Raw genomic sequence first — 7,342 nt, 5'->3', positions numbered from 1 at the left:
TGGATTTTGCAGAAGAACCCCTCAGTCAAGCCTGCGGCTTGCCAGCTCCCCTTTCAGGGGAGCCTAATTGGCAGGTCTTGAAAGGCACAACATGGCAGGGACATGTTTTTTGAAGAGAATTCATAATCTTGAACGAAAGGACGTTTTGATATGGCACTTTGGGCAGGAAGATTTTCCAAGGAGATCGATGCGGGCGTGAACGCCTTCAACTCCTCCATCGCATTTGACGCACGGATGTACCGTCATGACATTCAGGGCAGCATTGCCCACGCCACGATGCTGGGTGACTGCGGCATTATTTCCAAGGAGGACAGCAGCCTCATCATTCAGGGGCTGAAAGAGATTCTGGCAGATCTGGACAGCGGCAAGCTGGAGTTTGACCCCAACGCCGAGGATATTCACATGTTCGTGGAGGCAGAGCTGACCAAGCGCTACGGCGATGTGGGGAAGCGTCTGCACACCTCCCGCTCCAGAAACGATCAGGTGGCGCTGGACCTGCGCCTGTACCTGCGGGATGAGATCGCCGAGGTGCGGAGTCTGGTACACCGGTTTGCCGTGGCACTGGTGCGCACCGCAGAACAGCACACCGAAACCGTGATGCCGGGCTACACCCACTTGCAGCGTGCGCAGCCGGTGACCTTTGCACACCACCTGCTGGCATACGTGCAGATGCTGCTCCGTGACCTGGGCAGACTGGACGACACCGCAAAGCGCATGAACGAGTGCCCGCTGGGCAGCGGTGCGCTGGCCGGCACAACCTACCACATCGACCGGGAGGAGACCGCATCCCTGCTGGGCTTCGATGCGCCCATGGCAAACAGTCTGGACGGCGTTTCCGACCGGGACTACTGCATTGAACTGGCAGATACCCTCTCCATCATCATGATGCACCTCTCCCGTTTCTCGGAGGAAGTGATCCTGTGGTGCTCGTGGGAGTTCAAGTTCATCGAACTGGACGATGCGTTCGCAACCGGTTCGTCCATCATGCCCCAGAAGAAGAATCCGGATATCACCGAGCTGATCCGCGGCAAGACCGCCCGTGTCTATGGCGATCTCCAGACACTGCTGACCATGATGAAGGGTCTGCCGCTGGCATACAACAAGGACATGCAGGAGGACAAGGAGGCAATTTTCGACGCTGTGGACAACGTGAAGCTGTGTCTGGAAACCGTCATCCCCATGCTGGAAACCATGCGTGTCAACAAGGAGAATATGCGTGCCGCCGCAGCCAGGGGCTTCATCAACGCCACCGACTGCGCCGACTATCTGGTCAAGAAGGGTATGCCGTTCCGGGATGCCTATAAGATCTCCGGCACGCTGGTGGCAGAGTGCATTTCCAGGGGACTGACACTGGAAACCCTGCCGCTGGAGGAATATCAGAAGATGACACCGCTGTTCACCGAGGATGTCTACGATGCCATCAGTCTGGAAACCTGCGTGCGTGGCAGAGTGTCCCAGGGCGGCCCGTCGCCGAAGGCTGTGGCAGAACAGCTGAAGCTGGTAAAGGCGAAGCTGGAGCTGGCATGAAAAAACGGCAGCTGAAATTTATCGTGGCGCTGTGTGCCGTGGCGGTTCTGCTCTGGATCGGCGGAGAGATCCTGTTGGGATTGGTGCTGAATCTGGGAATGACGGTATCCCGCATCTGGGCGATTGCAATCGTCGTGCTGACCTGTGCCTTTAGCCTGTGGAAATGCCCACGGGAATGATTGTATGAGGATGAGTGAAAAATGGCTGTAAAAGTATTTATTGACGGACAGGCCGGCACTACCGGTCTGCGTATCCACGAGCGTCTGGCAGACCGGAAGGATCTGTCCATGATTACCCTGACCGAGGAGAACCGAAAGGATCCGGAGGCAAGACGTGCTGCCATTCTGGAGAGCGATGTGACATTTCTGTGCCTGCCGGACGATGCCGCAAGAGAAGCTGTGGCACTGGCAGGGGATGCCGATGTGCGCATCATTGACGCTTCCACGGCACACCGCACCAATCCGGATTGGGCATACGGCTTTCCGGAGCTGTCGCCGGAACATCGGGAGAAGATCCGCACTTCTAAGCGTGTGGCAGTGCCGGGCTGTTATGCCAGCGGCTTCGCTTCGCTGGTGTATCCCATGGTGCACAGCGGACTCCTGCCCAGGGACTATCCGGTGCAGTGCTTCGCCATGTCCGGCTACAGCGGCGGCGGCAAGAAGATGATCGCCGAGATCGAATCCCCCGACCGTGCGCCGGAGCTGTACAGCCCCCGCTTCTACGGTCTGGCGAACAACCACAAGCACCTGCCGGAGATGCAGAAGATCTCCGGTCTGGAGAAAAAGCCCATGTTTACCCCCATTGTAGACGATTACTATAACGGCATGGTGGTATGCGTGCCCGTTCAGGCGGCAGTCTCCGGCTTCCAGCTAGAACCGGAGCGGGTGCAGGAGATGCTGGAACGCCACTACGAGGGCTCCAACTTCGTGCACGTGCAGCCCCTGAAAACACCGGCAGAGATGACTGCCACCAAGCTGAGTTGCAACGACCTGCGGGACACCAACCAGATGGAAATTTTCGTGTTCGGCGATGCCGAGCAGATTCTCCTGTGCTCCCGTCTGGACAATCTGGGCAAGGGCGCTTCCGGCGCAGCCGTACAGTGCATGAATATTATGCTGGGACTGGACGAAACCGTGGGTTTGCTGTAATCAAAATATAAGGCAACACCGCACAAAGCCCGCCTGGCGGCTTTGCACGCAATCTGCTTGCTGATTTTCCGTCATACTGCACAGAAATCCCTTGACATACGGCAGTATGCCTGCGGAATTTCTGTGCAATCTGTCGAAAAATCCGACTACGCATCTTACGCACAAGCTTTGTGCGGTATTGCCATAACAGAGGGCATTGCCCCGAGAATCAATCGAACTCAATCAGAGAGGAGTTATACCTCATGGAAAAAGTAGCAATGGAAGGCTTTGCCTTCGTGGATGGCGGCGTTTGTGCCGCAAAAGGATTCCGTGCCGGCGGTGTGTACTGCGGCATCAAGGAGAATCCGGAAAAGAAGAATGACCTCATGGTGGTCGCCGCAGATACCCTGTGCAATGCGGCAGCCGTCTACACCCAGAACAAGGTCAAGGGCGCACCGGTGCTGGTGATGAAGAAGCACCTGAAAGCCACCTGCGGCAGGGCAATCGCCGTTGTGGCAAACTCCAAGAACGCCAACACCTGCAACGCAGACGGCGAGGAAAAGGCAGAGGCTATGTGTGACCTCACCGCTCAGGAACTGGGCGTGAAGCCGGAGGATGTGCTGGTCATGTCCACCGGTGTCATCGGGCAGATTCTGCCGCTGGAGCCGATTCAGGCGGCACTGCCGGCGCTGTGCAAACAGCTGGAGGCAAGTCCGGCGGGCGCACACGAGGCAGCTGTGGCAATCATGACCACAGACACGTTTGCCAAGGAGATCGCCGTGGAATTTTCGCTGGGCGGCGTGACCTGCCGTCTGGGCGGCATGGCAAAGGGCAGCGGCATGATCCACCCCAACATGGCGACCACTCTGAACTGCATCACCACAGATGCAGCCATCTCGCCGGAGCTGCTGCAAAAGGCACTGTCTGACGTGGTTAAGGTGACATATAACTGCCTGTCCGTGGACGGCGACCAGTCCACCAACGATACCTGTCTGCTCATGGCATCCGGCCACGCCGGAAATCCGGAGATCGCTGTGGATTCGGCGGAGTACTGGACATTCCGGGAGGCGCTGTACTGCGTTATGATGAACCTGACCAGAATGCTGGCATATGACGGCGAGGGCGCTACCAAGCTGCTGGAGTGCAAGGTTTCCGGCGCAGCCGATCTGGATACCGCCATTGCCGTGGCAAAGAGCGTGGTATGCTCGCCGCTGCTGAAGTGTGCGATGTTCGGCTCGGATGCCAACTGGGGACGGGTGCTGTGTGCAGTGGGGTACGCACCGGCAGAATTTGACATCAGTCAGGTGGCTGTGACGCTGGCATCCCGTGCCGGCTCGGTGGACGTCTGCAAGAACGGCGCAGGCATCGACTTCTCCGAGGACGTTGCCAAGACCGTGCTGCTGGAGGACGAGATTCAGATTCTGGTTTCCATCGGGGACGGGCCGGTTTCTGCTACCGCATGGGGCTGCGACCTGACCTATGACTATGTGAAAATCAACGGGGACTATCGTTCCTAAGAGAGGACTTCGAGAAAATGGGAGAAATTCATAACAATGTGCGGGCACAGGTGCTGGTGGATGCTCTGCCGTACATTCAGAAATACAACAACAAAATTCTGGTGGTCAAGTACGGCGGAAACGCCATGACCGACAAGGCGCTGAAGCAGGCAGTCATGGACGATATTGTGCTGCTGTCTCTGGTGGGTGTCAAGGTCGTGCTGGTGCACGGCGGCGGGCCGGAGATCAGCGACATGCTGAAGCGTCTGAACATCGAGTCCAAGTTCATCGGCGGACTGCGCTATACAGACGAGGCTGCGGTGGATGTCGTCAAAATGGTGCTCTCCGGCAAGGTGAACAAGGAGCTGGTCAGCCTGCTGACGCATACCCACGGCAAGGCACTGGGTCTGTGCGGTATCGACGGACAGATGCTGCTGGCAGAGCGGAAGCTCGGCCCCAACGGCGAAGATCTGGGCTATGTGGGCGATATCACCAAGGTCAACGAGCAGCCCATTCTGGATGCCCTGAACAACGGCTATATTCCGGTCATTGCTACCGTGGCGACCGATGAGTTCGGACAGGCGTACAACGTCAATGCAGACACCGCTGCGGCACGCATCGCCGCACAGCTGCGGGCAGAGAACCTGATCCTGATGACGGACATTGCCGGACTGCTCCGGAACAAGGAGGATCCGTCCACACTGATTCCCTTTGTCAACGTCAGCGAAGTGCCGTTCCTCAAGCGCAAGGGCATCATTTCCGGCGGCATGATCCCGAAGATCGACTGCTGCGTGGAGGCTGTGCGCCGCGGCGTGAAAAAGACGGCGATCATCGACGGCAGAGTGCCCCACTCCATCCTCATCGAAACCCTGTCCAACGAGGGCATCGGTACCCAGTTCCGGTAATCCGGCTGATCCAATAGGAGGTCATGACAATGACAACACAAGAGCAAATGAACCAGTCCGTCATGGGAACATACGGACGGTTTCCGGTGGTCATCGACCACGGTGCAGGGGAGTCCTGCGCCGATGAGACCGGAAAAACCTACATCGACTTCGGCAGCGGCATCGGCACCACTTCGCTGGGCTACTGCAATGAGGCGTGGACGGAGGCGGTCTGCAAGCAGGTCAGGACCATGCAGCACACCTCCAACCTCTACTACACCAAGGTACAGGCAGACTTCGCCCAGAAGCTCTGCCAGACTACCGGCTATGAAAAGGTATTCTTCTGCAACAGCGGCGCAGAGGCAAACGAGTGCGCCATCAAGCTGGCACGGAAGTACAGCTTCGACAAGTACGGCAAGGGCAGACACAAGATTCTGACGCTGGTAAACTCGTTCCACGGCAGAACCCTGTGCACCCTGTCCGCCACCGGTCAGGACGTGTTCCACAACTATTTCTTTCCGTTCGTGGAGGGCTTCGACTACGTGGTCGCCAACGACATCGCCGATCTGGAGGCAAAACTGGACGACACCGTTTGTGCCGTGATGCTGGAGTATATCCAGGGTGAGGGCGGTGTGAACGCACTGGAGCAGGCATTTGTGGATGCCGTATTCGAGAAGTGCGCCGCCAGGGACATTCTGGTCATGGCGGACGAGGTGCAGACCGGCGTTGGCAGAACGGGCACGTTCCTCGCCGGCGAGCAGTTCGGACACAAGGCAGATGTCACCACGCTGGCAAAGGGGATTGCCGGCGGTCTGCCCATGGGCGCATGCCTTGCCAATGAGAAGTGTGCCGGCGTGCTGGACAAAGGCTCACACGGCTCGACATTCGGTGGCAATCCGGTCTGCTGTGCCGGCGGTCTGGCAGTGCTGAACACCGTGACTGCGCCGGGCTTCTTAGACGAGGTGCAGCGCAAGGCAAAGCTGCTGCGGGAGAAGCTGGCGAAGCTGGACGGTGTGGCAGGTGTCAGCGGTCTGGGTCTTATGGTGGGCATCGCCCTCAAGGACAAGAAAGCCATTGACGTGGCAAACGCAGCGCTGGAGCAGGGGCTGTTGGTGCTGACGGCAAAGGACAAGGTGCGTCTGCTGCCGCCGCTGACCATCACAGACGAGGAGATCGAAAAGGGCGTTGCCATTCTGGCGGACGTTCTGTCGAAATAACATGGAGGAAACAAGACTATGAAACACTTACTGAAAATGCTCGACCTGAGCACCGAGGAGATCATCGAAATTCTGGATCTCGCCGACCAGCTGAAGTACGAGCTGAAGCACGGCATCCCGCATCCCCATCTGAAAGGCAAGTCGCTGGGCATGATCTTCCAGAAGGCATCCACCCGCACCCGTGTTTCCTTTGAAACCGGTATGTACCAGCTGGGCGGCCACCCCCTGTTCCTGTCTGCAAACGATCTCCAGATCGGCAGAGGCGAACCGGTACAGGATACCGCACGGGTTCTGTCCCGCTATCTGGACGGCATCATGATCCGCACCTTCGAGCAGAAGGAAGTGGAGGATCTGGCAGAATACGGCTCCATCCCGATCATCAACGGTCTGACAGACTTCTGCCACCCGTGCCAGATTCTCGCAGACCTCATGACCATTCGGGAATTCAAGACGGATTTTGCCGGACTGAAGATGTGCTTCATCGGCGATGGCAACAACATGGCAAACTCCCTCATTGTCGGCTGCCTGAAAGTCGGCATGGCGGTTTCCATCGCATGCCCGGATGACTACCAGCCGGACAAGGAAGTGCTGGACTTCGCTGCACAGTACGGCGACAAGTTCCAGATGACCAACCAGCCGCTGGAGGCTGCCAAGGATGCCGATGTTGTCATCACAGATGTATGGGCTTCCATGGGTCAGGAGGGCGAAGCAGAGAAGCGCCGGAAGGCATTCCACGGCTATCAGATCAACGACGACGTTATGGCACAGGCACACGCTGATGCCATGGTGCTCCACTGCCTGCCGGCACACCGGGAAGAGGAGATCACCACAAAGGTATTCGAGGCACATGCCAACGAGATCTTTGAGGAGGCCGAGAACCGTCTGCACGCACAGAAGGCAGTTATGGTCAAGCTGATGGCATAAGCTGATATATAATAAGAGAAATCCAAAACGCCCGCAGAATCGAACGGTTCTGCGGGCGTTTTGGATTATGCGGATGGATACCCCTTACTTTTGTGCACAGTAAACAAAAAGGGCCAAGAAACCTTAAAATATATTTTCTTGACAAAGGCGAATGAATGTGATATAAT

7 protein-coding genes are annotated in these 7,342 nt (G+C 57.4%); all 7 read left to right on the top strand.

The window, feature by feature from the left end:
- Positions 1-150: 150 nt before the first annotated feature.
- The 7 genes from argH to argF all read left to right on the top strand — a co-directional run bounded on the left by argH (position 151) and on the right by argF (position 7,175).
- Positions 151-1,527, top strand: coding sequence for an argininosuccinate lyase (gene argH / locus QZL66_RS11210; protein ID WP_022411812.1), 1,377 nt, complete (start codon positions 151-153; stop codon positions 1,525-1,527).
- Complete coding sequence (locus tag QZL66_RS11205; RefSeq protein WP_022411811.1) at positions 1,524-1,706, top strand: hypothetical protein; 183 nt, start codon at positions 1,524-1,526, stop codon at positions 1,704-1,706. Before argH ends, QZL66_RS11205 begins: the two co-directional genes overlap by 4 nt.
- A 21-nt stretch (positions 1,707-1,727) precedes the next feature.
- Positions 1,728-2,675, top strand: a complete 948-nt coding sequence (gene argC, locus QZL66_RS11200) for an N-acetyl-gamma-glutamyl-phosphate reductase (protein ID WP_022411810.1) — start codon at positions 1,728-1,730, stop codon at positions 2,673-2,675.
- A gap of 242 nt (positions 2,676-2,917) precedes the next feature.
- The gene (gene argJ, locus QZL66_RS11195) at positions 2,918-4,171 is read left to right on the top strand and encodes a bifunctional glutamate N-acetyltransferase/amino-acid acetyltransferase ArgJ (protein WP_022411809.1); all 1,254 of its coding nucleotides are present in this window, start codon (positions 2,918-2,920) and stop codon (positions 4,169-4,171) included.
- A 17-nt stretch (positions 4,172-4,188) separates the two neighbouring features.
- Complete coding sequence (gene argB, locus QZL66_RS11190; protein ID WP_022411808.1) at positions 4,189-5,055, top strand: acetylglutamate kinase; 867 nt, start codon at positions 4,189-4,191, stop codon at positions 5,053-5,055.
- A 29-nt stretch (positions 5,056-5,084) separates the two neighbouring features.
- Complete coding sequence (locus QZL66_RS11185) at positions 5,085-6,251, top strand: aspartate aminotransferase family protein (RefSeq protein ID WP_022411807.1); 1,167 nt, start codon at positions 5,085-5,087, stop codon at positions 6,249-6,251.
- Positions 6,252-6,269: 18 nt separating this feature from the next.
- Complete coding sequence (argF, locus tag QZL66_RS11180; RefSeq protein ID WP_022411806.1) at positions 6,270-7,175, top strand: ornithine carbamoyltransferase; 906 nt, start codon at positions 6,270-6,272, stop codon at positions 7,173-7,175.
- Positions 7,176-7,342 lie beyond the last annotated feature (167 nt).

Origin of the sequence: Ruminococcus sp. CAG:330 (genome assembly GCF_000437175.1) — a bacterium.
Classification (GTDB): Bacteria; Bacillota; Clostridia; order Oscillospirales; family Ruminococcaceae; genus Ruminococcus_C.
The sequence above is the reverse complement of the archived record's forward strand: the minus strand, read 5'-3'. Positions and strand labels throughout refer to the sequence as shown.